The following is a 24,781-nucleotide window of genomic DNA, read 5'->3' on the forward strand; positions in this document are numbered from 1 at the left end:
CATGAACGCCGTCCTATCAGGCAGAGGCAGGGAAATCTGCCAGACGCCGACCCTTCAGCCCCACACACCGGAACTAAGCAGCGACACGCTACTAGGAGGCCGACGACGGCTTGTAGTCCTTGCCGAGGACCACCGAGACGTCGGCGTTCGCGCCGGTCTGGCCCTTGCTCACGGAGCTGGTGGGCAGCCCCAGGGTCTTGGCGACCTCGGTGGCGTTGTCCTTGTCGGCGGTGTCGGAGTAGACGACCTTGGACGTGGCCGAGGCGCTGGCGGAGGTGCCGCCGTCGATGAAGGTGAAGCCGCCGTTGACGAGCGTCACGCGGGTCTTCTCGGTGTTGTCCTTCACACCGCTGGCGTTTTGCACGGAGACCCGGACGGCGGAGCCCTGGTCGGGGCTCTTGGCGGTGCCGCCGAGGACGTCCTTGACCACGCTTGCGCTCGCCTGGGCGCTGAGCGTGCCGTCGTTCTGCACGGGCAGCAGGGCGGTCTTGTAGTCGCCCTCCTTGGCGAGGTCGGCGAGCTTGGCGAGGAAGGTGCCCAGATCCTTGTCGGTCAGCGACGGGTCGAGGATCTGCGCGAGGGTCTGGACGGTCGTCGTGGCGCCCGAGGGGTCGGAGGACATCTTGCGCAGCACGCCCTGCATGACCTGCCCGAACCGCTCCAGCTGGGCGTTCTCGGCCTCCCCGGAGGCGCGGTAGGTGGCGTAGGCGACGGCCATCCTGCCGCTGAGGGTCTGGTCCTTGCCGCGGTGGACGAGGGGTGCGCTGCCCTTCTTCTTGGCGCTCGGGTCGGGCACGTCCGCGTCGGTGTCGATGTCGATGTTGCCGACGAGGTCGACCAGGTTCTGCAGATAGGGGGTGTCCAGCCGCCAGGTGCCCTCGATGTTGGTGCCCAGGACTGTGTCGAGGGCGTCGCGGGTGCCGGAGGAGCCGTCGTCGTCGACGGACTTGGCGAGCGTGGTCGCGTTGCCCGTGTCGTCCGTCAGGGAGAGGGAGTTGGGCAGCAGCACGGTGGTGCCCTGCTTGGTGGTGGTGTTGTCGACGAGCAGCGCCGTGGAGGTGCCGCCCTTCGCGGTGTTGTGCAGGTGGACGACGATCACGTCGCGGTTCTGGGCGCCCGCGGCCGTCGCCGTGCCCTTCTTGGCGCCGGACTTGGACAGCCCGGGCAGCTTCCCGGCGTACCAGAGATAGCCGACGCCGCCGACCGCGACCAGGGCCAGGGCCACCACGAGGGCGACGAGGCGGCTGCGGGCGCGGCGCTTGGCCTCCTCGCGGCGCTCGGTGCGGTTCTCGGTGAAGTTCAGCCAGTCGATGACGTCCTCGGAGTCACCGTCGGGCTGCTCGACGAAGGCGAACTGCTCGGTGCGGTAGTCCCGTTCGGCGGGGGCCTCGGTGTCGTCCCGTTCGGGTTCTGCCGGGCCGGCCTGCTGCGGAATGTGGGCGGTCTGCTCGGCGACCCGCGGCTGCTGCCCGCTGCTCGCGCTCTGCCCGTAGGGGTCGTACGGGGCGGCGGGCGCGGCCGGTTGGGCCGTACCGGCGCCGTACGGGTCGTAGGACGGGGCGTACTGCTGCCGGCCGGTGCCGTAGGGGTCGTACGCCGGGGGCTGCTGCTGGCCGGTGGCGTACGGGTCGTAGCCGTAGCCCTGTTGCTGCGTGTACGGGTCGTACGGCTGCTGGGGCGCCTGCTGCGGGGCGACCTGCCGGTACACGGGCCGGCCGTACTCGTCGTAGCCCACGAGCTCGTACTGGTTGTCCTGGTCGCCGCCGTAGCCCGCGTCGTATCGGTCGTTCACCGGTGCCCCTCTCGGTTCACTCGCCGCGGTACAGCTCGCGCTTGTCGATGTAGCGCACGACGCCGTCCGGCACCATGTACCAGATGGGGTCGCCCTTGGCGACTCTCGCACGGCAGTCTGTGGAGGAGATGGCCAGCGCGGGAACCTCCACCAGCGAGACGCCGCCCTCCGGGAGGCCGTGGTCGGTCAGGGGATGGCCGGGGCGGGTGCAGCCGATGAAGTGCGCGAGGGAGAACAGCTCCTCGGAGTCGCGCCAGGTGAGGATCTGGCCGAGGGCGTCGGCGCCGGTGATGAAGAAGAGGTCGGTGTCGGGGCTGAGGGCCCGCAGGTCGCGCAGGGTGTCCACGGTGTAGGTCGGGCCGCCGCGGTCGATGTCGATGCGGCTGACCGAGAACTGCGGGTTCTCGGCGGTGGCGATGACCGTCATCAGATAGCGGTCCTCGGCCGGGGAGACCGTGCGGTGGCTCTTCTGCCAGGGCTGGCCGGTCGGGACGAACACCACCTCGTCCAGGTGGAACTGCGCGGCGACCTCACTGGCCGCCACGAGGTGCCCGTGGTGGATCGGGTCGAACGTTCCGCCCATGACACCGAGGCGGCGCTTGCCGGGGTTCGACGGTCCGATGACCGGTCCGCTCGGCCGACGGGTCTCGGTGCCGCTCGACGTGTCCTTCGCCGGACCGGTAGGCATGTCCTGCTCTCCCATGCGTGCAGACCCTACCGGCCCGACCTGAGCGCCTGGTTCGGCGGCTGTCCGGGATGCCCCGCTTCGGGGGGACGACAGGTTCAGCGGTCGCGGTTGAAGCGGGTGGTGATCCACAGCAGGAGCAGCAGGACGACGAGGGCGCCGCCGCCGGTGATCGCCGGGTTGAGGCTGTCGTGGTTGCCGCCCTCTTCGGCGAGGGTGGCCAGGTGCGCGGCGGTGGTGTGGAGGCTCATCTTCGGCGGGACCTATCCGGTAGGCGGGGATAAAGATGTCGGCCCATCGTAAGCGGGGGCCGTGGCGGCGATCACGCCGACTCCTGCGTCGGGGAACTCCGGACGGTCCTCAGTCGTCTTTCCGCTTGTAGCCCCGCAGCAGGAACCACCCGGTGAACGCGCAGCCCAGGATCATCACCACCAGTACGACCCGGAGCAGATACCCCGATCCCTGGTGCTGGGGGGCGCTGGCGGCCGCGGCGAGCCAGGCGGCTGCTGGGATGTGCTCCATGGTGCGGGACTCTCCTTCGGTGTGGTGCCCGTCCACGGTAACTCCGCCTAGGCTGGGCCTTGCTTCGGGGGCGCAAAGGGCCGCACAAGGGTCCGCAAAGGGCCACTACACGCATGTGGGGGAAGACATGTCCGACGACGGCCACGAGCACAACGGACACGAGCACGTACCGAGCAGGCAGCGCCGGCGCTTCCCGGGGATCTCCTCCCGTGCGTACGAGCACCCGGCGGACCGCAGCGCGCTGGTGGCGCTGCGCAAGCTGAGCGGCTTCGACACGGTCTTCAAGGCGCTCAGCGGGCTGCTGCCCGAGCGCAGCCTGAGGCTGCTGTTCCTGTCCGACTCGGTGCGTGTGTCCGACCAGCAGTTCGCCCACCTCAACGACATGCTGCGGGACGCCTGTTACATCCTGGACCTGGAGAAGGTCCCGCCGATGTACGTCAACCAGGACCCGCAGCCGAACGCGATGTGCATCGGCCTGGACGAGCCGATCATCGTCGTCACCACCGGGCTCGTCGAGCTGCTCGACGAGGAGGAGATGCGGGCGGTCATCGGCCACGAGGTGGGCCACGCGCTGTCCGGGCACGCGGTGTACCGCACGATCCTGCTGTTCCTGACGAACCTGGCGATCCGGGTCGCCTGGATCCCGCTGGGCACGCTGGCGATCATGGCGATCGTGACGGCGCTGCGGGAGTGGTTCCGCAAGTCGGAGCTGTCCGCCGACCGGGCGGGGCTGCTGGTGGGGCAGGACCTGAAGGCCTCGATGCGCGGTCTGATGAAGATCGCGGGCGGCAACCACCTGCACGAGATGAACGTGGACGCGTTCCTGAAGCAGGCCGACGAGTACGAGGCGGGCGGCGATCTGCGCGACTCGGTGCTGAAGATCCTGAACCTGCTGCCGCGCTCCCACCCGTTCACCACCATCCGGGCGGCCGAGCTGAAGAAGTGGTCCGAGACCCGGGACTACCAGCGGATCATGGACGGCCACTACCCGCGCCGCGACGAGGACAAGGACACCTCGGTCTCCGACTCCTTCCGTGAGTCGGCGGCGAGCTACGCCAGCAATGTGAAGAGCTCCAAGGACCCGCTGATGAAGCTGGTCAGCGACATCGCCGGCGGGGCGGGGGGCCTGGGCGGCCGCGTACGGCGCGGCTTCGACGGATTCACGAGCCCGGCAGCGGGCGAGGACCGACCGCAGGACGAGCCGCCGACGGACACTCCGCCGCGCACCGAGGACTGACCGGACCGGAGGGGGCCGACGGGGTGGAGACTCCCCGTCGGCCCGTTCACATCCCCCTCAGACCTTGGGCAGCGCGCTCGTCGCGAGCGTGCCGCAGAGCGCCGTCGTGCCGCCCGTCGCGTACGGGTCGGTGCCGGCCGGGCCGCCCGACTTCGCGGTCTGGCCGGCCAGCAGCGGGTGGAGGTGGTTGGTGGAGTCCTCGGCGCAGGACAGCGGCCCGGCCTGGACGTAGGAGACGGTCAGCTGGGCCTGGCGCAGCCGCAGGTCGTCGCGGTCGAAGCGGAAGTGCAGCTCGCGCCGGACGGTGAACAGGGACGCCGGGGCCTTCGCGGCGGAGCCGGTCGGCTTCAGCGCGTAGACGAAGGTGTGGTCGGCGGTCACCTCGAGGGTGGCGGAGTCGGTCTCGGCGGCCTGCAGGCTGCCCTCCACGCGGATCCTGGGGTCGGCGAGCTCGGCGCGGGTCTGGTCGAAGCGGACCAGCCAGCCGGTCGGCTGATGGCGCCCGTCGGCGGTCGGGCGGGCGAAGCTCTGGTCGAACTGGTCGAGCTGGTCGCCGTCGAGCATGACGCGCACGGAGCGGACGTCCTGGCCGCCGATCACCTCGGGGTAGAGCGAGGAGCGGACGATGTAGTCCTTCGCGGTGGTCAGGGCGGCGACCACCTGGCTGTCGGAGAAGTGCGCGGTGCGGCGCGTGGGCGGCAGCGGTATGCCCTCGGCGCCGACCCGGAACTGCGCGGCGGGGCTGTGCGCGAACAGGTACTCGGGATCGGCCGCCCCGGGCACCTTGCCCTGCGGGGAGAGCGGTATGACCGTCATCCGCAGGGGCTCGACGGGCCGACGGTCGGCGGGCGTCTGGTAGGGGTGCCGTACCCCCATGTAGATCGCCGTCCCGAAGGCGACGGCGATCAGCAGAACCAGGATCAGGGCCTGCCGGGACAGGCCCCGGTGGAGCGGCGGGCGGCGCCGTACGGCGGGCGCGTGGTCAGCCATGCGCTCCTGCGCGGAGAACTCCTGAAGGCGGGCAGCGCGGACGAACGACTCGTCGAAGACGACGGATCGGTATTCGTCCTCTCCACCTCCGGGGGCGCCCTCGGGTGTCCCCTCAGGTGGGTCTCCAGGCCCGCCCATACTTTCAGGGTAGGTCTTGGGAAGCCCCGGTAAACGCCCTGGTGCGCGACAACTTCTGACAGGTTCTCACCAGAACCGGCGTAGCCCACGAAGCGGCCGCTCAGGGAGTGCGCGGGATCACCGAGACCGCGGGCGGGGAGGTGTCGGCGGAAGCGGAGGGCGGGGCGGCGCTGCCCTGTTCCACGCCCGTCGAGGCGGGCGGCGGCACCTGGTCCCGGTTGCTGGAGGAGGCGCCCCGGTAGACCGCGGTGAAGGCCAGCGCGACCATGCCGACGCCCATCACGATGGCCAGCATCCAGGCGACCGGACGGTGCCAGTTGACCTTCTTGCCGTACGTCCCCGGGGCGCCGTAGCGGCCCTCGAGGACGTCGGTGTCGTCCAGGTCGTCGAAGTCGGGGTCATGGCCGAAACCGGAGGGGTCGTACCCGTCCTCGTAGCGCTCCCCGCGGGCGTGGGCACGGCGGGCCTCCGCCTCGGAGGCCTCGGCTCTGGCCTGGGCGGCGGCCAGGAGGCGTTCGACGGCGGTCGGCTCGTGGACCACGGCCGCCCGTACGAAGGCCTCGTCGAAGACCACGGAGGCGAACTCTTCGTCCGACACTCCGCGGTCGTGGTCGTCGTCGGGCTCCCAGCCGTCAGGGAACGGCGTGCCCCCCACGTCCTCCGGCACGGATCCAGAGTAGACCTGGGGGGTCAATTTGGGCAGACGGTAGGGAAATTCATCCGCTGGGTGAGACGGCTCTCATGCGGCGCGGTCGCGTGCCGGGCGCATATGCCCCGCCGGTGGGTACCCGCTCCCTCAGCGGCGGATGTGCCCGTCGCCGGTGACGATGTACTTGGTGCTGGTCAGCTCCGGCAGGCCCATGGGGCCGCGGGCATGCAGCTTCTGCGTGGAGATGCCGATCTCCGCGCCGAAGCCGAACTGGCCGCCGTCGGTGAAGCGGGTCGAGGCGTTCACGGCGACGGTGGTGGAGTCGACCAGCTGGGTGAAGCGGCGGGCGGCCTGCTGCGAGGTCGTCACGATCGCCTCGGTGTGACCGGACGACCACAGCCGGATGTGCTCGACGGCCTTGTCGAGGGAGTCCACCACGGCGGCCGCGATGTCATAGGACAGGTACTCGGTGTCCCAGTCGTCCGGCGTGGCCTCGACGACGGTGGCCTTCGTGTCCTTCGCGTACGCCTGCACCCGCGGGTCGGCGTGCACGGTCACCCCGGCCTCCGCGAGGGCGTCGAGGGCGAGCGGCAGGAACTCGGGGGCGATGTCCTGGTGGACCAGCAGGGTCTCGGCCGCGTTGCAGACGCTGGGCCGCTGGGCCTTGGAGTTGATCAGGATGTCGACCGCCATGTCGAGGTCCGCCGCCGCGTCGACGTAGACGTGGCAGTTGCCGGTGCCGGTCTCGATGACGGGGACGGTGGACTCGTTGACCACGGTCTGGATCAGCGAGGCGCCGCCGCGCGGGATGAGGACGTCGACCAGGCCCCGGGCGCGCATCAGCTCGCGGACGCTCTCGCGGCTCTCGCCGGGCACGAGCTGGATGGCGTCGGCGGGCAGCCCCGCCCCGCCCACGGCGTCCCGCAGGACCCGCACCAGGGCGGTGTTCGACTCGTACGCGGAGGCCGAGCCGCGCAGCAGGACCGCGTTGCCGGACTTCAGGCACAGGGCGGCGGCGTCCACGGTGACGTTGGGGCGGGCCTCGTAGATGATGCCGACGACACCGAGGGGCACGCGCACCTGGCGCAGGTCGATGCCGTTGGGCAGGGTCGAGCCGCGGACGACCTCGCCGACCGGGTCGGGCAGCGCGATGACGTCACGCACGTCGGAGGCGATGGCGCGCACCCGCTCCGGGGTGAGCGTGAGGCGGTCGATGATGGCCTCGCTGGTGCCGGCCTCGCGCGCCTTGGCGATGTCCTTGGCGTTGGCCTCGACGATCTCGCTCGTACGGACCTCCAGGGCGTCCGCCACGGCGCCCAGCGCGTCGTCCTTGACCGCGCGCGGCAGCGGGGCGAGGTCGGCGGCGGCGGCCTTGGCGCGGTAGGCGGCCTGGGTGACCGGGGACATGGAGTCGTACGGCGAAAGCGTGGTCATGAGGAAAGGTTAGTGCGCCGGACGGGGCCGTCCACCTTCTATCCCAAACCCCGAGACGGTCTCAAAAGGGGTGAACTCCGACAGGGGAGGCCGGCGGCGGGCCGTAGCCCTCCGCGAGGCGCTGGTGGTAGGTCTCGCGGTCGATGACCTCCAGGCCGACGATCTCCCAGGGCGGCAGCTGGGCGGTGCGGCGGTGCTCGCCCCACAGCCGCAGGGCGACCGCGGCCGCGTCGTGCAGGTCGCGGGCCTCCTCCCAGTACCGGATCTCCGCGTGGTCGCCCGCATACCTGCTGGTCAGAAGGAAGGGGTGGTCGTGGGCGAGCTGCTCCAGGCCGCGCCGGACCTCCGCCAGGGGGACCTCGGCGCCGGAGACGCTGAGCGTGACATGCCACAGGCGCGGCAGATCGGCCGGTTCCTCGTACCGGTCGCCGGCCGCCACGCTGGTCAGGGCCCGCTCCTCGCCGGCCGCGCGGGAGGAGGCGCCCCCGGTACCGCCGGTGCCACCGCGGGACGTCGTCCCAGGGCGCACTCGTCTCACGACGGCCTCCTTTTTCCCAGGGTCGAGCAGTGCTCGCGCGGAAGGTGTCCCTGAGACAAAGTTGAGCAGGCCCGGAGCCGCCACGTGACGCTTTTGCGGAACGTCCACCACCGGGGGAGGACGTTTCGGGCTAATTACGGGTGCAGGAGCACCAGATCGTCCCTGTGTACGACCTCGCGCTCGTACGCGGCGCCCAGTTCGCGGGCGAGCTCACGGGTGGAGCGGCCGAGCAGCTGGGGGATCTCCTTGGCGTCGAAGTTGACGAGCCCGCGGGCCACCGCGCGTCCCTGCGCGTCCCGCAGCTCCACCGGGTCCCCGGCGACGAACTCCCCCTCGACGGCGGCGATTCCGGCCGGCAGCAGCGACGTGCGGCGCTCGACGACCGCCCGTACGGCGCCGTCGTCCAGGGTGAGCGAGCCCTGCGGGGTGGAGGCGTGCTGGAGCCACAGCAGACGGTCCGCGGAGCGCTTGCCGGTGATGTGGAAGTAGGTCCCGGTGTCCCCGCCGGACAGCGCCTCGCCGGCGTGCACGGCACTGGTGAGGACCACGGGGATGCCGGCCGCGGCGGCGATCCCGGCCGCCTCGATCTTGGTGACCATGCCGCCGGTGCCGACGCCGGCCTTGCCCGCGCTGCCGATCTCCACTCCGGCGAGGTCCTCCGCACCCCGCACCTCCGCTATCCGCGAGGTGCCGGGTCTGCCCGGGTCGCCGTCGTAGACGCCGTCGACGTCGGAGAGCAGGACCAGCAGGTCGGCGTGGACGAGGTGCGCCACCAGGGCCGCGAGACGGTCGTTGTCGCCGAAGCGGATCTCGTCGGTGGCGACGGTGTCGTTCTCGTTGACGACCGGGAACGCGCCCATCGCGAGGAGCTTGTCGAGGGTGCGGGAGGCGTTGCGGTGGTGGGCGCGGCGGCTCATGTCGTCGCTGGTCAGCAGGACCTGGCCGACGCGGACGCCGTAGCGGGCGAAGGAGGCGGTGTAGCGCGCCACCAGCAGGCCCTGGCCGACGCTGGCGGCGGCCTGCTGGCGGGCCAGGTCGCGGGGGCGGCGCCGCAGGCCGAGGGGGGCGAGGCCGGCGGCGATGGCGCCGGAGGAGACCAGCACGATCTCCTTCTCTCCCCCGCTGCGGCTCTTGGCCAGGACGTCGACGAGCGCGTCGACCCGGTCGGCGTCCAGGCCGCCGGAGGCGGTGGTCAGCGACGAGGAGCCCACCTTGACGACGATCCTGCGGGCCTGAGCCACGCCCTGCCTTACCCCTGCCACCTGCTTGTCCGTCCCCTCGCGCACTCGGGTCTCCCCGCCACGCAATCTACGCGAAGGGGGCCGCACGCCGCGCGTCGGTCCAGTCCCCGGACAGACGCCACGCGGTGCGGACGACCGGCGTCAGGCCGCCGCCGCTGTGCCGCCCGGCGTCGGGGTTCGGGGGGTTTCGGTCGGGGTGGGCCGGGGGCTCATCGCCCGGCGGGCCTTGCCCACCGCTCGGCGCAGGAGGGAGATCGCGGTGTGTTCCCGGTAGCCGGGTACGGCTCGGGCCTCGCGGGGGGCGGCACGGTAGAGGGAGTCGGGGATGCCGAGCGAGGCCTCACGGAAGTAGGGGTAGGCGAAGTAGACGTGGTGGCCCCTGCGTTCGAGGACCGCCTCCGGCTGCTTCTTCGCCCTCAGGAACTCCAGGAAACCGGCGAGGAGTTCGGGCTGCTGCTCGGCGACGAGGTGCAGCCGTATTCGCTCCTCGACCTTGAGGCGCCCGGCGACCGTGCTGGTCCAGAACTGCTTCATCAGCGGTTCTGCCAGCTCGAACTTGTGCCGACGGACCTGCTCGCTGTCCTTGAGGAACTTCGGCCCGAACTGCGGCAGCAGCGTGATCAGGAAGGGCCGCACCATGAGCGCGTCACGCCGCTCCCCCGCGGGCACGAACTCGGCGATCAGGTTCATCAGGGCGCGCGCGGAGTCGAAGCGCAGGGTGTAACTCCCGGTCTTCGTCACGTGTTTGCCGTCGTCACGGCCCACCAGGTAGTAGCAGGTGTGGTCGCCGACCACGGAGACGCCGTCGGCCCGCAGATAGGCCTCCATGGTGAACAGCGCGTCCTCGCCGGTCCACAGCGACTCGTCGAAGCGCATTCCGTGCCGTTCGAGAAGCGCGCGGCGGAAGAGTTTCTGCGCGCTCAGGGTGAACTTGATGCTGGAGGAGTAGACGTCGGTGCGCTCCAGCGTCTCCCAGGCGATCCGCGGCGCCGAGCGGTTGATGCCCTCGATCCTGCCCAGGACCACGTCCGTGCCGTTGCGGTCGGCCGCCGCGACCATCCGCTCGAGCGCCTCAGGACCGAGCCGGTCGTCGGCGTCCAGGAAGAACACGTACCGCCCGGCGGCCTTGCCGAGACCGACGTTGCGCGGGCCGCTGGGGCCGCCGGAGTTGTGCTGACGGATCACGGTGACCGGCATGGCCGCGCGCTCGGCGAACCGCTCCAGGTAGTCCCCCGTCCCGTCCGTCGAGCCGTCGTCGACCGCGATGACCTCGATCCGCTCAGCCCCGATGGTCTGGGCCTCGACGGACGCGAGGCACTCGACCAGGTAGGGCATCGCCTCGTAGGCCCCGATGACGACGCTCACATCAGGCTGCGCCACGGTCACGTTTCCCCCTTGTCACAGGAAGTTCCCCCTCAGTCGGCTCGTTCGTCATCTTCTAGACGGACGACCGCTCGGGGCGGTTGCCTGGACATACGTAAGAAGGGCCCGGTTTTCGAGGATCACTCCTCGAAAACCGGGCCCTTCTCACCTGTTTCACACGGTCGGCGGCTGCGGGGCCGGCTGTGGGGCGGACAGCGCGTCCGAGAGTTCGTCGGCGCCGGGGGTTCCGGCCGCGGAGGCACGGGACTCCTGGCCGAGGTTGCGGGTGTCGGCCTTGAGGGCCAGCTCCTTCACCGCGGTGTTGAACTGCTCGATGGAGGTGGGCTCGTCAGGACCGAGTAGGTACTGCTTGAGTTCCTTGCGGTCCTCGGCCAGCGGGTCCGCCTTCGGATCGCGTACGGCGCCCAGCAGCTCGCCCATCTGGGCGGCCTTGTTGTTGAGGATCACCGCGGCGCGCACGGCGGTGTTCTGCCGCTTGAACTCCTCCACGCCCAGCTCGGCGGAGTCGGTGACCGCGTACGGCTTGCCGCTCGCGATGAAGTCGGAGACGACGGAGGAGATGTCGGAGACCATCGCGTCGGAGACGTTGAAGCAGTCGAACAGGCGCGGCTCGGCGCCCTCGATGACGCGGTGCTCCCACGCCGGGAACGAGCGCCAGTAGGCCTCGTTCCACTCGCCGCGCAGCCGGGCGACCTCCTCGTACTGGGCGACGTCGACGACGCCGTCCCGGGTGGCCTCGGCCTCGTCGGCCTTGTCGCCGCCGGCGCCGACCAGTTCGGCGATCCGGGCCTCGATGCGAGCGAGGTCGGCCTTCGCCTTCTCCTGCCCGGCCGTGTCGGCGGTGAAGCGGGAGTCGGCGGCGCGCTCGGCGGCGGCCTTCTCCACCAGGGCGACGATGCGCCGGTGGGCGGCGGCGGCCTTCGGTAGGACCGTGCCCGTGAAGGGGTGCGGCTTGTACAGGACACGCACCGGCGGGTCGGCCTTGACCAGCTTCTTCACGATGTTCTCGCCGGCGAGCATGATCGAGGTGTTGCCCGGGTCGCCGTCCCAGCCTTCCCAGGTGGGGGCGTAGAGCACGGTCGGGATGCGACCCTCCGGCACGCCCTCCCAGCCCCGGATCGGCGCGAGCTGCGGGCGGCCGACCTCGACGATGTCCTCGTCGCGGACGCCGACGTCGGCGATGGCGTAGCGGTCGCGGCCCGCGCGGCCGGCGGTCCACACCTCGTCGTAGGCCTTGCTGAACGGGTTGACGCTGGCCAGCTTGTCGCTGTCGCCGTGACCGATGAAGACGTGCTTCATGGTGGGCACGCGCAGCAGGTGGATGTTCTTGCCGACGTTCGCGGCGTACAGCGCGACCCGCACCGTGGACAGGTCCATGTTCATCAGGTGCACCCCTCCGGGCACGCAGATGACGGGGACCGTGGTGGGCGCGAGGTTCTGCAGGATGACCCGCTCGCGCAGGATGATCAACGGCCGGGAGTCCAGCTGCTCCATGGTCTCCAGCCACATGTTGACCTGGTAGGCGGAGTCCTTGGAGCCGGAGAAGTACAGCACCGTCTCCGGCTTGTACTCGCGCAGCCAGTCGTCGACGGCCACCAGGACCTTGTCGGCGTTCGGCGGGATCTTGCCGCCGCGGACGAACGGCAGGAGCGCCAGGACGTACAGGCTGCCCAGGCCGAGGGTGAGGCCGATGCCGATGAAGCCGGCCACGGAGGAGCCCGCCTCGGCGGAGATCAGTATGCCGACGACGGCCGCGAGGTCGAGGTGGAGCATCTTCTCGGCCGACCGGTCGAGCAGGCCCAGCGGCGGCGCGTCCGGGATGTTGATCCGCGACTTCAGGTCGACGTTGCGGGTGGCGACCGGCATCCGGCGGCGGTTGCGGATCAGCGTGACCACGGCGCCGTGCGGTGCCTGGAGGCCGTAGAACGCGATGAAGCAGCCGATCGCGCCGTAGTAGATCAGGTTGTTCGCGAGGTCCAGCCGGGCCAGCAGCAGGATCAGCAGCAGCTCCCGGATCAGGAAGCGGATCGAGAGACCGGCTCTCACCTTGCTCAGCCGGTTGACCAGATAGCTGCCCTTGCGGTGCAGGTAGTGGTCGGCCAGGTACGTCACGGCGGCCGCTGCCGCGAAGGCGTAGACGCTCGGGATGAGCGCGGCCACCATGATCGCCGGGAAGCCCAGCATCAGGAGGACCGCCGCGGCCAGCTCCGACGCGCTGCCCACCCGGGCGACGCGAATAGCGGTGGATATCACGTAAAACCTGCTCTGGGAGGGGAAGTGCCGGTTTTGTTCTTTACGGATTCAGGCCCCTGCGAACGCCCGGTCAATGCACTGCATTAACGCCGGAAAGCAGAGGCCTGAATAACGGAAGGCTAATTGTGGTCGATTATTACACGCCGTCCTGACGGTCCAACACCGAGGCCAGCGCCTGCTCGAAGCCGGTGGCCTCGGCGGCACCCGCCGTCGGGTCCTGCTGGCGTACGTCGATGACATGGCCGGTGAGCTCGGAAAGGAGCACGTCCAGCGAGGTGCGCGCCACCGCCTCGGAGGACAGCAGCGAGCCCGCGGGCTCCTGGCCGAAGGCCTTGGTGCGCATCGGCGTGGCGGTGCGCTCCGGGTTGATGCAGTTGACGCGGACGCCGTCGCCGGCCCACTCGTCGGACAGGGCCTGGGTGAGGTTCACCATCGCGGCCTTGGTCGAGGAGTACAGGCTGTACTCGGCGCGGCCGCGGGTGTAGCTGCTGGAGGTGTACAGCAGCAGCTGGCCCTTGGTCTCGGCGAGGTACTTGTAGCTCGAACGTGCGATCTGAACCGGGGCCAGGTAGTTGACCTTCAGCGCTTCCTCGATGGTCGCGTTGTCGGTCTCGGCGAGCTTGCCGATGCGCAGCACACCGGCGGTGTTGACGACGTAGTCGATCCGGCCGGTCTCCGCGTACGCCTTGGACAGCGCGTCGTCGACCTCCTCCGGGTTCTCGACGTGGGTGCCGGTGGTGGAGCGGCCCAGCGGGTACACCGTGGCGCCGTAGGACGCGGCGAGTTCGGAGATGTCCTTGCCGATGCCGTAGGAGCCGCCGAAGACGACGACGGTCTTGCCGGTGAGCAGCTGGCGGTACGCCTCGTCGCCGTTCTGCTCGGGGGCCGCCGTGGAGGCGAGCTGGAAGAGCTTGTCGGCGATGAAGACGTCGACCGGCTGGGTGACCTTCATGTTGTACTCGTCGCCCGCGACGACGTGGATCGGCACGTCCGGCAGGTACTTGAGCACGACCGAGCAGTCGTCCGTGGCCTGGAAGTTGGGGTCGCCGGCGGCGACCTCGTAGGCGCGGCGGATGGTGGACAGCTTGAAGGCCTGCGGGGTCTGGCCGCGGCGCAGCCGGGAGCGGTCCGGGATCTCCGTGATGAACTCGCCGTCCTGGCCGTGCGTGCGGGTCACGATGATGGTGTCCGCGGACGGAATGGCCACGTCGACGGCCTCGTAACGCTCCAGCGCCACCACGCAGTCGTCGATGACGCGCTGCGACAGCAGGGGGCGTACGGCGTCGTGGAAGAGGACGTTGAGGTCCTCGCCCTGCGCCAGACCCTCGCCGAGGGCCTCGATGGCGCGCTCGGTGGTCTCGTTCCGCGTGGAACCGCCCTCGATGATCTTCTTGACCTTGGTGAACCCGGCCTTGGCGACGATCTTCTCGACGTCGGGCACGTAGCCCGGCGCCATCAGCACGATGATGTCGTCGATCGAGTCCGCCTTCTCGAAGGTGGTCAGGGTGTGCTCGATGACTGCCTTGCCGGCGATCTTCAGCAGCTGCTTGGGGATCGAAAGACCCACCCGCTGGCCGGTACCACCGGCCAGGATCACTGCGGTGGTACGGGGCTTGGCTATGTGCTGGGACACAGAGGACCTACCTTGGGGCGACAGGGAACGGGGAAATGGTCCCACTTGCGGTTACCGCTGTGCAAGGTGAGCGCCCTTCACTGCATATGTACGCGCTACCTGGCATTCACCTTGCAGTGCTGGTGACCGCCGGAACCCCGCCGAGAGCGCCCGCGGAATTGCTGTGAGTAACGGCACAGGACCCGTACGTCCATACAGGTGATCCGGGCCGCCACCTCGGCGCCGGTCCTCGGCGGGGGCCCGACCGAGCGGGGTGGGGCTGCACGAATTCTTCATATGCGTCACCGCGCCGTTTCGTACGAGTCTGGAATACAGCTCGTCCGGGAGACCATTGCCGCGGAATTCCTTGTCAAGATTCCGCAGCATTTCGGTCTCGGCAAGGGTGAGGGACCGATCGGCGGTGCAGGGGACCGGCCGGAGCGGATTCCCGGGCCCGGGTCGCGGTCGTCCACCACGACGACGGTGACCCGCTCGGTCCCGGCCGCCCGGGCCCACCGCTCCACCAGCCGGTCGGGGCGCCCCTCATCGCGGGCCGGGCGCCCCGGTCACGCAGGCTCCGCTCAGAACGGCTCGAAGTCGTCGAACTCTCGCTCCGCCTCGCGGTCCCGGCGGCGCTGTGCCGCGGGCCTCGGGGCCTCGAAGCGGTGGTCCTCGCCGCGCCGGCCCAGCATCTCCGCCCCGGCCGTCATCGACGGCTCCCAGTCGAAGACGACCGCGTTGTCCTCGGGGCCGATGGCGACGCCGTCGCCCGCGCGGGCCCCGGCCTTCATCAACTCCTCCTCGACACCGAGCCGGTTGAGCCGGTCCGCGAGGTAGCCCACGGCCTCATCGTTGTTGAAGTCGGTCTGCCGCACCCAGCGTTCGGGCTTCTCGCCGCGCACCCGGAACAGTCCCTCGTCCTCGCGGGTGACGGTGAAGCCGGTGTCGTCGACGGCCTTCGGACGGATGACGATGCGCGTCGCCTCCTCCTTGGGCTTCGCGGCCCGGGCCTTCGCCACCAGGTCCGCGAGCGCGAACGACAGCTCCCGCAGGCCGAGATGGGCGACCGCGGACACCTCGAAGACCCGGTATCCACGGGCCTCCAGATCCGGCCGCACCATCTCCGCGAGGTCCTTGCCGTCCGGTACGTCGATCTTGTTGAGGACGACGATCCGCGGCCGCCGGTCGAGCCCGCCGTACTGCTTCAGCTCCTCCTCGATGACGTCGAGGTCGGAGACGGGGTCACGGTCGGACTCCAGCGTCGCGGTGTCCAGGACGTGCACGAGCACGCTGCACCGCTCGACGTGCCGCAGGAACTCGAGGCCCAGGCCCTTGCCCTGGCTGGCTCCGGGGATCAGTCCCGGCACGTCCGCGATGGTGTACACGGTCGAACCGGCCGTGACCACACCGAGGTTGGGGACCAGCGTGGTGAAGGGGTAGTCCGCGATCTTCGGCTTGGCCGCGCTGAGCACCGAGATCAGCGAGGACTTGCCCGCGCTCGGGTAGCCGACCAGCGCCACGTCCGCGACCGTCTTCAGCTCCAGGACGACGTCCTGCAGGTCCCCCGGCTCGCCGAGCAGCGCGAACCCCGGCGCCTTGCGCCTGGCCGACGCCAGCGCCGCGTTGCCGAGCCCGCCGCGACCGCCCTGGGCGGCGACGTACGAGGTGCCGTGGCCGACCAGGTCGGCGAGGACGTTGCCCGCCTTGTCGAGGACGACGGTGCCGTCCGGGACGGGCAGCACCAGGTCCTGGCCGTCCTTGCCGGAGCGGTTGCCGCCCTCGCCGGGCTTGCCGTTGGTGGCCTTGCGGTGCGGGGAGTGGTGGTAGTCGAGCAGCGTGGTGACGGACTGGTCGACGGTGAGGATCACATCGCCGCCACGTCCGCCGTTGCCGCCGTCGGGTCCGCCGAGCGGCTTGAACTTCTCACGGTGGACGGAGGCACAGCCGTGGCCTCCGTTACCCGCGGCGACGTGCAGCTCGACGCGGTCCACGAAGGTGGTCATGGGGGGTGCCTCCAGAAGAACGGGGATGTCTCTTACGTAACACGCGAAAGGCGGACCCGCCTTCCCGCACGGGAAGTGAGGTCCGCCTCGCGAAGCGTTCGGTCTGTGTCTAAGCCTGGGCGTCCAAGCCTGGGCTCAGGCGACCGGAACGATGTTCACGACCTTGCGGCCACGGTGGGTACCGAACTCCACCGCACCGGCCTGCAGCGCGAACAGCGTGTCGTCGCCGCCACGGCCGACGCCGGCGCCGGGGTGGAAGTGGGTGCCGCGCTGGCGGACCAGGATCTCACCCGCGTTGACGACCTGACCGCCGAAGCGCTTCACGCCGAGCCGCTGGGCGTTCGAGTCGCGACCGTTCCGGGTGGACGATGCGCCCTTCTTGTGTGCCATCTCTCCTCAGTCCCTTACTTCGCAGCCGCGGGGATCTCAGTGACCTTGATCGCCGTGTACTGCTGGCGGTGGCCCTGGCGACGGCGGTAACCCGTCTTGTTCTTGTAGCGCAGAATGTCGATCTTCTGGCCCTTGTGGTGGTCCACGACCTCGGCCTGGACCTTGATGCCGGCCAGCACCCACGGGTCGCTGGTCACGGCGTCGCCGTCGACAACGAGCAGGGTCGAGAGCTCGACCGTGTCGCCAACCTTGGCAGTGGAAATCTTGTCAACCTCAACGATGTCGCCGACAGCAACCTTGTGCTGGCGGCCACCGCTGCGCACGATGGCGTACACGCGGATCTCACTCTCTCGCTCGGGAACGGCACCCCCGCAGTCCAGCCGTCCGGCGCGCGGGCAGCCTCTCCGCGGCACTCTGTGCTACAGAGGAAGAGGTTTACGGGGATGTGGCGTGGCCTTGTCCACAGACACGCCGACGGTCAAGAGTACGGGGACGCGCCTGAGACGGTCAAACCAGGTCCGGACGGGGCGGAAGGACGGCGGTCCGGGGCGCCGGCAGCCGCCGCGTCTACCCGGATCGGCTGCCGTTACGCTGTGACCCCAGACATACACCCACAGGCCACTGGCCGTACACATCGTGGCCACACTACGCAGGGCTTCCGGACAGGAGACAGGTACAGCAGATGTCGATCAAGGTGAGCGTCATCATCCCGGTGTACAACCCGGGAAAGTACATCCAGCCCTGCATTGACTCACTGGTGCGGCAGACCCTGCCCGCCGACGAGTTCGAAGTCCTGTTCGTGAACGACGGCTCGACCGACGACACCCCGGAGAAGCTCGAGGCCCTGGCGAAGGAGCACCCCCACTTCCGGGTCATAAGCATCCCGAACTCCGGCTGGCCCGGTAAGCCCAGGAACATCGGTGTGGGCGAGGCGAAGGGCGAGTACGTCCAGTTCCTCGACCAGGACGACTACCTCGCCTCCGACGCCCTGCGCCGGCTCTACGAGATGGGCCACCGCAACGGCTCGGACATCGTCATCGGCAAGGTGGCCAGCAACTTCCGCGGCGTCCCGCACGGTGTCTTCCGCGTGGACCGCGAGAAGTGCACCATTCACAACGCCCCGCTGTACGACAGCCTCACCCCGCACAAGATGTTCCGCACGGAGTTCCTGCGCGAGAACAAGATCGCCTACCCCGAGGGCAAGCGGCGCCTCGAGGACCAGCTGTACATGATGGAGGCCTACTTCCCCGCGAAGGTCGTCTCCATCCTCGGCAGCTACACCTGCTACTACTACTCGAAGCGCGACGACGGCAACAACGCCGGCTCGGCCCGCATCGTCCCCTCCGGCTACTACGGCAACCTCCGCGAGGTCCTCGACGTCGTCGTCGCCAACACCGAGCCCGGCGACTTCCGCGACCTGCTGCTGCGGCGCTTCTACCGGGTGGAGATGCTCGGCCGGCTGAGCGAGCCCAGCGTCCTGAAGTACGACGAGGCCTACCTCGACGAGATGGTCGACGCCGTGAAGCCGCTGGCCGAGACCTACATGACCGACGGTGTGCACAACGGGCTCGGGGCGCTCGCCCGCGTCCGCTCCACCCTGCTGCGCCGCGACGACCGGCAGGGCCTGGTGCGCTTCGCCCGGCTGATGAGCTCCATCAAGGGCGCGGCCCGCCTGGAGGACGTCGCCTGGCAGAACGACGGCAAGTTCGCCGTCACCGTCAGCGCCCGCCTGGTCGTCGGCGACGACGCCGAGCCGCTGCGGCTGCTGCGCCGCGACGACCGGCTCCACCTGCACCCCGACCTCACCGAGGGCTACCTCGGGGAGGGCGAACTGGTCGACGTCACCGACGAGTTGGACGGCTTCAAGGCCGAGATGTCGCTGCGCAACCGGGAGACCGCGGTCGAGTGGCCGTGCGCCGCGAAGTACACGGCCGCCGTACAGGACCTGGGCGACGGTGTGTGCGAGGTCGTGCTGCGCGGCACCGGCCAGGTCAGCCCCCAGGGCGTCAAGGGCCGCGGTCCGGTATCCCGCGGCTTCTGGGACATCTGGGTGCCGGTCCGCGGCCTCGGCGTGGTCCGCAAGGCCCGCCTCGGCGCCGACCGCGCGCCCCACGTCGACCAGGACTGCCGCCCGGCGCTCCTCGGCTCCCCCTCCCGCGCGGTCATCCCGTACTTCACCGACCCGCACGGCAACCTCACCCTCGACGTGGACCGCCGCAGCAAGAGGCTGGCCACGTACCTGGAGAACCGCCCCGTGCAGCGGATGCCCGGTGAGCGGCCGGAGCTCCGGCTCGACCTGTTCACCCGCGCGGTGACCGCCCCGTACAAGACCGACCTGGTCCTGACCTCCGACAGCGGCCGCTCCTACACGCTGCCCGGCGAGGTCCGTCCGGTCGCGGAGCGCGGGCACATCGTGCTGCCCGAGCGGGCGGCGGGCGTCCCCGCCGGGGAGTGGAGGCTCTCGGCGAAGCTGGACGGGGAGAAGAACGAGGCGCTCGACCTGTGCGAGGTGACGGTCCGCGGCAACGGCAAGGTGCAGATCAGCGGCGATCTGCCCGTCGTGGACCCGCAGCTCGTGCGCACGGCGCTGGCCAGGCGGCGCAAGGAGAACGTCCGCCGCAGGCTGAGCGCCGTCGGCGGCCCCGTCGTCCGCCGGCTGCCCTCGCCTGCCCGCAAGAAGCTCCGGGGACTGGCGAAGAAGCTGGTCGGCTGACCGGCGTCACGGTCTCGACCCGGCGAACAAGCAAGAGGATGTGATCACCATGCGGGAGCTCGGCATCGCCGGCGCCTGGATACTCGAACCGAAGATCTTTCCGGACGCCCGCGGGAGCTTCCACGAGTGGTTCAAAGGGGGCGAGTTCGAGAAGGCCCTGGGCCACCCGCTGAACCTGGCCCAGGCCAACTGCTCGGTCTCCAGCCGCGGCACGCTGCGCGGCATCCACTTCGCGGACGTGCCGCCCAGTCAGGCGAAGTACGTCAAGTGCGTACGCGGCGCCGTGCTGGACGTCATCGTCGACATCCGCGTCGGCTCACCGACGTACAAGCAGTGGGAAGCGGTGCGTCTGGACGACGTGGACCACCACGCGGTCTACCTCTCCGAGGGGCTCGGGCACGCCTTCATGGCGCTGACCGACGACGCGACGGTCGTCTACCTGTGCTCCGAGGGGTACGCCCCGCAGCGCGAGCACGGCATCCACCCGCTCGACGCGGAGCTCGGCATCGAGTGGCCGTCCGGCCTGACGCCCGTCCTGTCCGACAAGGACGCCGCGGCGCCGACCCTGGCCGAGGCGGAGGCCCAGGGCCTGCTGCCGTCGTACGAGGACTGCCAGGCCTACTACGCGCAGCTGCGCGGCTGAGCCGGCCACCCCAGGGGGCCTCGCGGATCCGTCCGCGAGGCCCCCTTGCGCAGGTCAGCCGACCGGCCAGGCACCGCCGTACCCGCTCTTGATACCCGGCCCGAGATCCAGCTCGGAGGGGGTGAACGCGAGCAACAGGGAACCGCCGCGCCACACCCGGATCTGTCCCCGGTCCGCGACCACGAGTTCAGCCCTCTTGTCCCCGTGGCTGTACAGCAGCACCGCCGAACCGCCGGGCACCGCTCGCGCCCCCTGGGTGGTCAGCCCCCCGGCGCTCCCCCTGAGCACGATGAGCTCCTCTGGCCCGGTCCGGGGCCGGACCGAGAACACCACGTCGGCGTATCCGTCGCCGTCCGTGTCCCCGACCGCCGGTGCGGCGCCGAACGTGCAGGGCATGAAGGGGCCGCCGACCGGCAGGCCGGCGGTCTTCTCGGTGATGCGTGACGTCTTCAGCGTCCCGCCGTACAGGACGGACAGCCGGCTGCCCCCTTCCGGGACCATCTCGTCGCCGAGCATCTCGCAGGGAAGTCCGGCCACGACGTCGTCGTGGCCGTCGTGGTTCACGTCCGCCGTGCGCAGGGACGAACCGTAGAAGCCGTCGGGCAGCGGGGGTCCCTTGACCAGGTTTCCGTCGGCGCTCCCCTTGTACAGGACGGTGGCGCGGGCGACGGGCGCGTAGTCCGCGAGGATGGACCAGCTGACCAGCAGGTCGTCCTTGCCGTCGCCGGTGACGTCCCCCAGGGCGGCGGGCACCCCGACGGCGTAGTGCTGATCGCTCGGCGTCAGATCGAGCGAGAGAGTACGGCGCGGTGTGCCCTCGCGGCTGAAGGGCCCCAGCAGGATCCGTACCGCGTTGTCGTCGACCTCGCCCTCGCCGACGACCAGATCGGTGTGTCCGTCGCCGTTCACGTCCCCCGCGAGGGGCGCCGAGCCCGTCAGCCGGGCCGCCGCGGCGCCGGACAGCCCCTTGTCGCTCCCCCAGACGACGAAGAGGGTCCTGCGGCCCGCCTGGGTGACGAGATCGGCCCGCCCGTCGCCGTCGAGGTCGGCGGTCACCGTGGTGCCCGGGCTCCCGAAGGCGCCGCCCTCGCCCGCCTTGCCGAAGCCCAGGTCGTCCTGGGTGACGACCTGGGGCTTGTTGATCCGGGGGCCGTGGGCCGACCCGCGCAGGACGGCCGCGTACCCGGCGGCGTACTTCCCGTGCACGGTCGCGGTCGTGTCACCGACCACGAGATCGCCGTACCCGTCCCCGTCGAAGTCGGACCGGACCCCGGGATGACGTGCCTTTCCCCCGTCCGGACCGACGGAACCGCAGGCGGACAGCAGCAGGAGCAGGACAGCGACGGCGCCAAGCGCTCTTTTCATGCAACCTCGGACCGCCGACGGCGGTCCGAGGTTGCACAGGAACGGAGAGGGTCAGCCCCGCTCGGCCTTGAGCAGCGCGGGGAACGCCTCGGTGAGCGCCTCCCGCCAGTCACGGATCGGCGTGATGCCGGCCGCGGCCCACCGGTCGTGGCCCAGCACGCTGTAGGCCGGCCGGGGAGCCGGGCGTACGAAGGCCTCGCTGGTGGTCGGACGGACCCGCTCGGGGTCGGCGCCGAGCCGCTCGAAGATGGCCCGGGTGAACCCGAACCACGTCGTCTCGCCGGAGCTGGTGCCGTGGTAGACACCGGCCGGTGCGACGTCTGCCAGGGCGGCGCGGCCCAGCTCGTACAGCAGCGCGGCGAGGTCGGCGCTCCAGGTGGGCTGTCCGCGCTGGTCGTCGACGACGTCGAGGGTGTCCTTGACGCCCTCCAGTTTGATCATCGTACGGACGAAGTTGGGGCCGCCGGCGCCGTAGAGCCAGGCGGTGCGGACCACGTAGCCGCGCTCCGGCAGGCTTTTCAGCACGGCCTGCTCGCCGGCCAGCTTGGTGCGGCCGTACGCGCTGCGCGGGGCGGTGGGGGCATCCTCGGCGTACGGCTCGTCGGCGTCGCCGGCGAAGACGTAGTCCGTGGAGACGTGCAGCAGCACGGCCCCGGTGCGGGCGCAGGCCTCGGCGAGGTGGCGCGGGCCGTCGCCGTTGATCCGCAGCGCCTCGTCCTCACGGGTCTCGGCGTCGTCGACTGCGGTCCAGGCCGCGCAGTTGACGACGACGGAGGGCCGGTGCTCCTCGAGCGCCCGGACGACGGCGTCGGCGTCGGTGAGGTCCAGGGCCGCGCGGTCCAGCGCGACGGCCGTCTCCTCGGCCTCGGCCAGCCGGGCCAGGACGTCCTGGCCCAGCATTCCGCCCGCGCCCGTGACCAGCCAGGTGCGGTCGCCGCTCACAGGGCCGCCCGCTCCTTCAGCGGCTCCCACCAGGCGCGGTTGTCGCGGTACCACTGCACGGTCTCCGCGAGGCCCTGCTCGAAGCTCTTGCGGGGCTCGTAGCCGAGCTCCTCACGGATCTTGGTGCAGTCGACGGAGTAGCGGCGGTCGTGGCCCTTGCGGTCCTGGACGTACTCGACGCTGGTGTCCCAGTCCGCTCCGCACGCCTTCAGCAGCAGCTCGGTCAGCTCGCGGTTGGACAGCTCGGTGCCGCCGCCGATGTTGTAGACCTCACCGGGACGGCCCTTGGTGCGCACCAGCTCGATGCCCTGGACGTGGTCGTCGATGTGCAGCCAGTCGCGGACGTTGCCGCCGTCGCCGTACAGCGGGACCTTCTTGCCGTCGAGGAGGTTGGTCACGAACAGCGGGATGACCTTCTCCGGGAAGTGGTGGTGCCCGTAGTTGTTGGAGCAGCGGGTCACCCGCACGTCCAGGCCGTGGGTGCGGTGGTACGACAGCGCGATCAGGTCGCTGGAGGCCTTCGCCGAGGAATAGGGCGAGTTGGGCTGCAGCGGGTGCGTCTCGGGCCAGGAGCCCTCGTCGATGGAACCGTAGACCTCGTCGGTCGAGATGTGCACGAAGGTCTTGATCGCGGCCCGGTGCGCGGCGTCGATCAGCGTGTGCGTGCCGACCACGTTCGTCCGGACGAACTCCGCGCCGCCGTCGATGGAGCGGTCCACGTGCGACTCGGCGGCGAAGTGCACCACCTGGTCGTGCTCGGCCATCAGCTTGCCGACGAGCTCGACGTCGCAGATGTCGCCCTGCACGAAGGAGAAGCCGGGGTGCTCGCGCACCTCGTCGAGGTTGGCCGGGTTGCCCGCGTAGGTCAGCTTGTCCAGCACGGTGATCGCGACATCACCGGGGCCCTCGGGGCCGAGCAGCGTACGGACGTAGTGCGAGCCGATGAAACCGGCACCGCCGGTCACCAGGATCCGGGTGGCGGGGGATGTCATGAAGAGATCTGCACCTTGCTGTGATCACCGAGCACGAGCCGGTGGGCCGAAGGGTTACGGGGAGCGGGCGTCACCTCGACGTCCCGCCCGATGAGCGAGGCCTCCACCCGGCGCACGCCGGTCACGGACGAGCCGCGCAGCACGATGGAGTACTCGATTTCGCTGTCCTCGATCCGGCAGTCCTCGGAGACCGAGGTGAAGGGGCCGATGTACGCGTTCTCCACCACCGTACCGGCGCCGACGATGACGGGGCCCACGATCCGGCTGCCGCTGACGCGCGCGCCGGCCTCGATGCGCACCCGGCCGATGATCTCGCTGTCGTCGCTCACCGTGCCCTCGGTCACCGGCTCCACGGTCTCCAGGACCGAGCGGTTGACCTCCAGCATGTCGGTGACGTTGCCGGTGTCCTTCCAGTAGCCCGAGATCGTGGTGGAGCGGACGTCGCGCTTGTCGTCGATCAGCCACTGGATGGCGTGGGTGATCTCCAGCTCGCCGCGCCAGGAGGGCTCGATGGAGCGGACGGCCTCGTGGATGGCAGGGGTGAAGAGGTAGACGCCGACGAGCGCCAGATCGCTCTTGGGCACCTTCGGCTTCTCCTCCAGGCCCACGACCCGGCCGTCGGCGTCGAGCTCGGCGACACCGAAGGAGGTGGGGTTGGGCACCTGGGTGAGCAGGATCTGGGCGTCGGGCCGCTCGGCGCGGAACTCCTCCACCAGGCCGGTGATGCCGCCGACGATGAAGTTGTCGCCGAGGTACATGACGAAGTCGTCGTCGCCGAGGAAGTCCTGGGCGATGAGCACGGCGTGCGCGAGGCCCAGCGGTGCTTCCTGGGGAATGTAGGTGACCTCGATCCCGAACCGGGAGCCGTCCCCCACCGCCTCGCGGATCTCGTCCGCGGTGTCGCCGACGACGATGCCGACCTCGCGGACGCCGGCCTCGGCGATGGCCTCGAGGCCGTAGAACAGCACCGGCTTGTTGGCGACGGGCACCAGCTGCTTGGCCGAGGTGTGGGTGATCGGACGGAGACGGGTGCCCGCTCCCCCGGATAGCACGAGAGCCTTCACTTATTGGTCCCCATCACTGCACTCTTCGCTGGACCGAAAAGCCCAACTTGTCTGAATTTAAGGTTAACTTTGAGAAGCATCATAACCTTGCCCGCACTCCTCCGGTTCACCGTGGGTACTGACCGGGGCGTCAGAAACCACACAAACGCGATCCGCCCCCGGTCGTCGGACCGGGGGCGGATCGCGTTGTCGGCA

The 24,781-nt window shown here is 70.2% G+C and carries 22 protein-coding genes; 3 read left to right on the forward strand and 19 right to left on the reverse strand.

What is annotated here, in order from left to right:
• Positions 1–91 precede the first annotated feature (91 nt).
• The 4 genes from ABZZ74_RS24045 to ABZZ74_RS24060 all read right to left on the reverse strand — a co-directional run bounded on the left by ABZZ74_RS24045 (position 92) and on the right by ABZZ74_RS24060 (position 2,999).
• Positions 92–1,792 (reverse strand): LytR C-terminal domain-containing protein, encoded by a 1,701-nt coding sequence (locus tag ABZZ74_RS24045; RefSeq protein WP_356768116.1) that lies wholly within the window; start codon positions 1,790–1,792, stop codon positions 92–94.
• Positions 1,793–1,808: 16 nt separating this feature from the next.
• On the reverse strand, positions 1,809–2,495 hold the full coding sequence (nadD, locus tag ABZZ74_RS24050) for a nicotinate-nucleotide adenylyltransferase (protein WP_356768118.1): 687 nt from the start codon (positions 2,493–2,495) through the stop codon (positions 1,809–1,811).
• 80 nt (positions 2,496–2,575) lie between these two features.
• A complete protein-coding gene (locus ABZZ74_RS24055; protein ID WP_356768120.1) occupies positions 2,576–2,728 on the reverse strand; it encodes a hypothetical protein in 153 nt (50 codons plus the stop codon).
• 109 nt (positions 2,729–2,837) lie between these two features.
• Entirely contained in the window at positions 2,838–2,999 is a 162-nt protein-coding gene (locus ABZZ74_RS24060) for a hypothetical protein (RefSeq protein WP_133041023.1), read from the reverse strand.
• A gap of 127 nt (positions 3,000–3,126) precedes the next feature.
• Between ABZZ74_RS24060 and ABZZ74_RS24065 the strand changes: the two genes are divergently transcribed.
• Positions 3,127–4,236 carry a M48 family metallopeptidase gene (locus tag ABZZ74_RS24065; RefSeq protein WP_356768122.1) on the forward strand — a complete coding sequence of 370 codons (1,110 nt, stop codon included), beginning with the start codon at positions 3,127–3,129 and terminating at the stop codon, positions 4,234–4,236.
• Between the two features lie 57 nt (positions 4,237–4,293).
• On the opposite strand, the gene ABZZ74_RS24070 is transcribed toward ABZZ74_RS24065, so the two are convergent.
• The 11 genes from ABZZ74_RS24070 to rplU all read right to left on the reverse strand — a co-directional run bounded on the left by ABZZ74_RS24070 (position 4,294) and on the right by rplU (position 17,202).
• Positions 4,294–5,364, reverse strand: a complete 1,071-nt coding sequence (locus ABZZ74_RS24070; RefSeq protein ID WP_356768124.1) for a hypothetical protein — start codon at positions 5,362–5,364, stop codon at positions 4,294–4,296.
• A gap of 100 nt (positions 5,365–5,464) precedes the next feature.
• The gene (locus ABZZ74_RS24075) at positions 5,465–6,058 is read right to left on the reverse strand and encodes a hypothetical protein (protein WP_356768126.1); all 594 of its coding nucleotides are present in this window, start codon (positions 6,056–6,058) and stop codon (positions 5,465–5,467) included.
• Between the two features lie 102 nt (positions 6,059–6,160).
• Positions 6,161–7,447: a glutamate-5-semialdehyde dehydrogenase gene (locus tag ABZZ74_RS24080; protein WP_356768128.1), complete on the reverse strand. Its 1,287-nt coding sequence runs from the start codon at positions 7,445–7,447 to the stop codon at positions 6,161–6,163.
• A 61-nt stretch (positions 7,448–7,508) separates the two neighbouring features.
• Positions 7,509–7,985 (reverse strand): hypothetical protein, encoded by a 477-nt coding sequence (locus tag ABZZ74_RS24085; RefSeq protein WP_356768130.1) that lies wholly within the window; start codon positions 7,983–7,985, stop codon positions 7,509–7,511.
• Between the two features lie 134 nt (positions 7,986–8,119).
• Entirely contained in the window at positions 8,120–9,226 is a 1,107-nt protein-coding gene (gene proB / locus ABZZ74_RS24090; RefSeq protein WP_356768364.1) for a glutamate 5-kinase, read from the reverse strand.
• 141 nt (positions 9,227–9,367) lie between these two features.
• Positions 9,368–10,612 carry a glycosyltransferase family 2 protein gene (locus ABZZ74_RS24095; RefSeq protein WP_356768132.1) on the reverse strand — a complete coding sequence of 415 codons (1,245 nt, stop codon included), beginning with the start codon at positions 10,610–10,612 and terminating at the stop codon, positions 9,368–9,370.
• Positions 10,613–10,762: 150 nt separating this feature from the next.
• Complete coding sequence (locus tag ABZZ74_RS24100; RefSeq protein ID WP_356768134.1) at positions 10,763–12,862, reverse strand: hypothetical protein; 2,100 nt, start codon at positions 12,860–12,862, stop codon at positions 10,763–10,765.
• Positions 12,863–12,998: 136 nt separating this feature from the next.
• Positions 12,999–14,495 carry a bifunctional cytidylyltransferase/SDR family oxidoreductase gene (locus ABZZ74_RS24105; RefSeq protein WP_356768136.1) on the reverse strand — a complete coding sequence of 499 codons (1,497 nt, stop codon included), beginning with the start codon at positions 14,493–14,495 and terminating at the stop codon, positions 12,999–13,001.
• A 560-nt stretch (positions 14,496–15,055) separates the two neighbouring features.
• Positions 15,056–16,477 (reverse strand): GTPase ObgE, encoded by a 1,422-nt coding sequence (obgE, locus tag ABZZ74_RS24110; RefSeq protein WP_356768138.1) that lies wholly within the window; start codon positions 16,475–16,477, stop codon positions 15,056–15,058.
• Between the two features lie 135 nt (positions 16,478–16,612).
• Positions 16,613–16,867 (reverse strand): 50S ribosomal protein L27, encoded by a 255-nt coding sequence (gene rpmA / locus ABZZ74_RS24115; protein WP_023550764.1) that lies wholly within the window; start codon positions 16,865–16,867, stop codon positions 16,613–16,615.
• 14 nt (positions 16,868–16,881) lie between these two features.
• Positions 16,882–17,202, reverse strand: a complete 321-nt coding sequence (gene rplU, locus ABZZ74_RS24120; RefSeq protein WP_004931419.1) for a 50S ribosomal protein L21 — start codon at positions 17,200–17,202, stop codon at positions 16,882–16,884.
• A 347-nt stretch (positions 17,203–17,549) separates the two neighbouring features.
• On the opposite strand from rplU, the gene ABZZ74_RS24125 reads away from it, so the two are divergent.
• Together ABZZ74_RS24125 and rfbC are read left to right on the forward strand one after the other, a co-directional pair.
• The gene (locus ABZZ74_RS24125) at positions 17,550–19,580 is read left to right on the forward strand and encodes a glycosyltransferase family 2 protein (RefSeq protein ID WP_356768141.1); all 2,031 of its coding nucleotides are present in this window, start codon (positions 17,550–17,552) and stop codon (positions 19,578–19,580) included.
• A gap of 49 nt (positions 19,581–19,629) precedes the next feature.
• Entirely contained in the window at positions 19,630–20,223 is a 594-nt protein-coding gene (gene rfbC, locus ABZZ74_RS24130) for a dTDP-4-dehydrorhamnose 3,5-epimerase (RefSeq protein ID WP_356768143.1), read from the forward strand.
• 54 nt (positions 20,224–20,277) lie between these two features.
• Here rfbC and ABZZ74_RS24135 read toward each other — a convergent pair whose 3' ends face one another.
• Genes ABZZ74_RS24135 through ABZZ74_RS24150 form a run of 4 tightly spaced genes read right to left on the reverse strand, consistent with a single transcriptional unit; the run spans position 20,278 to position 24,586 of the window.
• Positions 20,278–21,588, reverse strand: a complete 1,311-nt coding sequence (locus tag ABZZ74_RS24135; RefSeq protein WP_356768145.1) for a VCBS repeat-containing protein — start codon at positions 21,586–21,588, stop codon at positions 20,278–20,280.
• 51 nt (positions 21,589–21,639) lie between these two features.
• Positions 21,640–22,530, reverse strand: a complete 891-nt coding sequence (gene rfbD / locus ABZZ74_RS24140) for a dTDP-4-dehydrorhamnose reductase (RefSeq protein ID WP_356768147.1) — start codon at positions 22,528–22,530, stop codon at positions 21,640–21,642.
• On the reverse strand, positions 22,527–23,522 hold the full coding sequence (gene rfbB, locus ABZZ74_RS24145; RefSeq protein ID WP_356768149.1) for a dTDP-glucose 4,6-dehydratase: 996 nt from the start codon (positions 23,520–23,522) through the stop codon (positions 22,527–22,529). The genes rfbD and rfbB overlap by 4 nt, the downstream gene beginning before the upstream one ends.
• Positions 23,519–24,586 (reverse strand): glucose-1-phosphate thymidylyltransferase, encoded by a 1,068-nt coding sequence (locus ABZZ74_RS24150; RefSeq protein WP_356768151.1) that lies wholly within the window; start codon positions 24,584–24,586, stop codon positions 23,519–23,521. Before ABZZ74_RS24150 ends, rfbB begins: the two co-directional genes overlap by 4 nt.
• Between the last annotated feature and the right edge of the window lie 195 nt (positions 24,587–24,781).

This window comes from Streptomyces sp. NPDC006476, assembly GCF_040612015.1.
Taxonomy (GTDB): domain Bacteria; phylum Actinomycetota; class Actinomycetes; order Streptomycetales; family Streptomycetaceae; genus Streptomyces; species Streptomyces griseorubiginosus_B.